General features: G+C 50.4%; 3 protein-coding genes. 1 reads left to right on the top strand and 2 read right to left on the bottom strand.

Features of this window, described 5'->3' with window-relative positions; all coding sequences use genetic code 11:
- Positions 1–394: hypothetical protein (locus AAF564_26130; protein MEM8489052.1), on the bottom strand; the 394-nt coding region annotated here is incomplete at its 3' end.
- Between the two features lie 680 nt (positions 395–1,074).
- Between AAF564_26130 and AAF564_26125 the strand changes: the two genes are divergently transcribed.
- Positions 1,075–1,353 (top strand): hypothetical protein, encoded by a 279-nt coding sequence (locus tag AAF564_26125; protein ID MEM8489051.1) that lies wholly within the window; start codon positions 1,075–1,077, stop codon positions 1,351–1,353.
- Positions 1,354–1,440: 87 nt separating this feature from the next.
- Here the strand turns inward: AAF564_26125 and uvrA are convergent, their stop codons facing one another.
- On the bottom strand, positions 1,441–4,395 hold the full coding sequence (gene uvrA, locus AAF564_26120; GenBank protein MEM8489050.1) for an excinuclease ABC subunit UvrA: 2,955 nt from the start codon (positions 4,393–4,395) through the stop codon (positions 1,441–1,443).
- Positions 4,396–4,494 lie beyond the last annotated feature (99 nt).

Below are 4,494 nucleotides of genomic sequence, written 5' to 3'. Positions count from 1 at the left end.
TATCCAGCACGCAGAACATACCGATGAGTGCCTTCGAAGAGGTACAAATAGGAAACGCTGCAAAAAACCGTACCCCGCCATTGGTCACCCACACATCATTGGCAAATGTTGGGTGCTTTGTCGTGTCGCTGATAATTTTAAAATCATCTACCAGAATCAGAGAGGCATCCAGAAAACTACTCTCCGGTGAAGCAGAGGCATCAAAGCCATACCAGGTGTGGACTTTCAGTTCACCTTGCTCATCAAATATGGCAGAGAAAGCGGCAGGTACCGTAAGCGCACGCGCAGCTGTGTGCAGCAGGCGCTGCATGGAACTGGAAACGGACTTGTTGACAGAGGCGAAATTGAGGATCTCCTTGCGTGCAAGGTGATTAATCGAAGCAACAGCAGACATAATGTATGTTCTTTGGCCGGCACTCAGGGCCAAGTTAGGAAGGGAGGGTTCAAAACAGGCAAAAAACGACAGACTAAAAGCGATAAACGCTGCGGGGGAATTCACCGACAGCACAAGCAATGAAACGGATGCACAATGATAAGCCTGTTTCCTCTATTCCTTCCTCACGGTTACAGTATTCCTGGCGTTACTTTTGGCGCATTAGCAGCACAGCTATGGCGCTTGATGGGCAACCATCTATCTCTTCTGGTACATAACCAGCTTATCTAAGCATTCATTATATATGGGGTATCGTTACTTCTCTCAAACCCTTAAGAATCGGCCCTAACTCAAAAAACAGGACCATCGAATACGCCTGAAAAAAGCCCTTTCAAATTGTCATTCCGCTTACTAAAAAAGAAGCTAAAATGGCCCTAGCTGCCTGTTTCTACACATCAAAAATCAGAAAAAAGCATACACATAAACTTTTAATAAACATATATTTACGCATATTCAACTGATCTACATTTGCATCTAAAAGCAGGTTGCTGTTATACTGTTAACAGGATTTACACGGGCCAAATGGTCTATGTAGCCTGGAAATGCGGTCTTGGTTTAGTTGCATCGACCCACCATCGTTGTGTCCCCTCGACCTTGACGTAGCGCATTTTTTATTATTCACTAATAAGGAGGATTAAACCATGTTAGAAGGTTTAATTGCAAGTTTGATTAGTGGCGGCGTGGGCGGTAACCTGGCAGGCATGTTAATGAAGAAATTCAGCCTGGGTACACTTTGGAATACCGTTGTTGGTATTCTAGGTGGCGCCGGCGGCATGCAGCTTCTCGAATTGGTAGGTATGCTGGGCGGCGAAGGCGGCCTGATTGCCAACATCGCTGGTTCTGCTGTAGGCGGCGGCGTGCTGATGACAATCGTCAGTATGGTCAAAAATGCCATGGCCGGACAGAAGCAAGCTGCATAAGCTTATTCTACCCCAAAAGAACTGTACCAAAAGGGCCTTACCCGCAATGCGGATAAGGCCCTTTTAATTTGTATTCAGGGGAGTCTTTTACTCTTTTTCGACCAACGCCTCTTCCTCCTCTGGCTCAGGCTCTTCTTCTTCTACTTCATCTGCGTCGCCGGCCAGCGCCTCAAGATCTAGCTGCTCCGCGTCCGTTGCCTTTTCAACGTCAGAGCGCGTCAACTCTTCTCGGAGATAGACAGACGTTGAAGTATCTGCCGCAGCTACTTCTTCAGGTGTGCCGGCGCTGAGAATATATCCGCCGGCAGCGCCCCCAGTTGGGCCAAGATCGATGACGTGATCAGCCACCTTGACCACATCCATGTTGTGTTCAATAACAAGCACTGTATTGCCCTTCTGAACAAGCGCCCGGAGCACATTCAGCAGGTGCCGGATATCTTCAAAGTGCAATCCTGTCGTTGGCTCATCCAGGATGTACAGCGTTTTCCCTGTACCGGGCCGCGAAAGTTCTTTGGAGAGTTTCACGCGCTGCGCCTCTCCTCCAGACAACGTTGTCGCTTGCTGCCCAAGACGGATGTATCCAAGGCCAACGGAATTCAACGTCCGTAATTTTCGTTCAATACGGGGGACGTTCTCGAAAAACTCCAGCGCCTCAGATACCGGCATTTCAAGCACATCAGCAATAGATTTCCCTTTAAAGCGTACTTCCAGCGTTTCCGTATTGTAGCGCCTTGCTTTACAGGTCTCACACTCCACGTATACATCCGGCAGGAAATTCATTTCCAGCTTTACAATTCCGGCACCCTTGCACGCTTCACAGCGCCCGCCTTTCACATTAAAAGAGAATCGCCCTGGTTTATATCCCCTGATTTTGGATTCAGGCAGTTGGGTAAACAAGTCTCTGATATGCGAGAACAGCCCTGTGTACGTAGCAGGGTTTGAGCGTGGCGTCCGGCCAATGGGACTTTGGTCGATATCGATTACCTTATCAATATGGTCAAGCCCTTCAATGGTATCGTACGCCAGCGGGACCCGCTTTGCGTTGTGAAAATGATTCGCCAGGATCCGGTAGAGTGTCTGATTTATCAACGACGACTTGCCGGAGCCAGATACCCCCGTTACGCAGGTAAAGGTGCCGAGCGGCAAGGTCAGGGTATCTTTTTTTAGATTATGTCCGGAAGCTCCTTTGAGCACCAGTTGATGCCCATTGCCCGAATTCCGCTTTGCTGGCAATGTGATGCCCTTCTTGCCTGTTAAATAGGCTGCAGTAAGGCTTTCATGGCCGTTTCTTTTGAGTGGCAGCTTTTCGGGTGCGTGCTCGCCGATAACGTGTCCGCCATATTCGCCAGCACCCGGCCCCAGGTCAATTACAAAATCAGCCGTCTCGATCATTTCGCGGTCGTGCTCAACAACGAGTACGGAGTTGCCCATGTCGCGCAGTTGTCGAAGCGAGGCAATCAACTTGTCATTGTCCCGCGGATGCAGTCCGATACTGGGCTCATCCAGGATGTAAAGTACACCAACGAGTTGGGTGCCAATTTGTGTAGCCAATCGAATGCGCTGGCTTTCGCCGCCAGATAACGTCCGGGCTGAGCGATCTAGGCTCAGGTAGCCGACGCCTACATTGATCAGAAAGTCGAGCCGCTCACGAATCTCTTTTACGATGGGGCGCGCGATGATCCACTGCCGCTCGGTAAGTTGCAGGTCTTGAAAAAAGGCCCGCAAAGAGGACAGGTCCATCTCGACCAGTTCAGCAATATTTTTCTCGCCGATGCGGTATGCCAGGCTTTCTTTGCGCAGCCGGCCACCACCACATTCGCTGCAGGCCATTTCGCGCATGTACGCTTCAGCCCATTTCCGGGAAGAGGAAGAGGAGGTATTGCTGTACGTATGCCAGATGTGCTGATTCACCCCACCAAAGCGGTGTTTGTAGTTTACTTCCCGATTTTTGTACTTGTAGGTAATGTCAAACTGCTGATCGCCGGCGCCTTCCATAATAACGGCGCGTTGAATATCCGTCAGCTTTTTGAAAGGGGTTTCGAAATCAAACCCATAAACGCTGGCCACTGCGCGCAGCTGGCTGAAGATCCAGATATCACGCGGTTTCCCGAGCGGCTGGATGGCACCTTCAGCAATGGTCTTTCTGTCGTCGGGGATAATGAGCAACGGATCCAGTTCTCTTTTACTGCCAAGCCCATTGCATTCTGAACACGCCCCATAAGGCGAGTTGAACGAAAACGAGTTGGGGGATGGGTCGTCGTACGAAATGCCGTCATTCTCTGCGTACAGATGCCGGCTGAACAGGCGGTCTTCCCATCCCTTGTTGCGCTCGATGGCAGCGATGATGGTGCCGTTCCCCATCTCCAGCCCAACTTCAACAGACTGGCTAATGCGGCTCCGCATATCCTCCTTCATCACCAGCCGATCAATCACCACCTCAATGTCATGGGTCTTATACCGATCGAGCTTCATGCCTTTCACGATCTCGCGCACTTCCCCGTCGGTACGCACCCGGGTGAACCCTTGTTTGGCAATCTGCTCGAACAGTTCGCGGTAGTGCCCCTTGCGGCCCTTGATCACTGGCGCCAGCAGAATGACGCGCAGGTCTGGTTCAAAAGCAGCAATACGGTCAATAATCTCATCGTCTGACTGCTTGCGCATTTCCTCTCCGGACAGGTAGGAATAGGCCTTTGCCGCGCGGGCGTACAACAGTCGCAGGAAATCATATATTTCTGTGACGGTGCCAACCGTAGACCGCGGATTGCGACTGACTGTCTTTTGCTCAATCGAAATAACTGGAGACAGCCCATCGATAAAATCAAGGTCAGGGCGCTCCATCATACCCAGAAACTGACGTGCATAAGCACTCAGGCTTTCCATGTACCGGCGTTGCCCCTCAGCATAAATAGTATCAAATGCCAGACTCGATTTGCCTGAACCCGAAAGGCCCGTTATAACAACAAGTTGGTTGCGCGGGATGTCCAGATCGATGTTCTGGAGGTTGTGTTCGCGAGCTCCCCGGATGATGATGCGGTCGTCCATATTTTATTTCCGCAACTTGATCTCGATTAAACAGTTTTGATGGTAATCCACCGCTTCCAATCACACACAGGAACACATGTATTGCACACATAAAAGTTC

The organism is Bacteroidota bacterium, from assembly GCA_039111535.1.
In the GTDB taxonomy this organism is placed as follows: domain Bacteria; phylum Bacteroidota; class Rhodothermia; order Rhodothermales; family JAHQVL01; genus JBCCIM01.
Note: the sequence above shows the minus strand (reverse complement) of the source record. Positions and strands in the feature narration are given on the sequence as shown.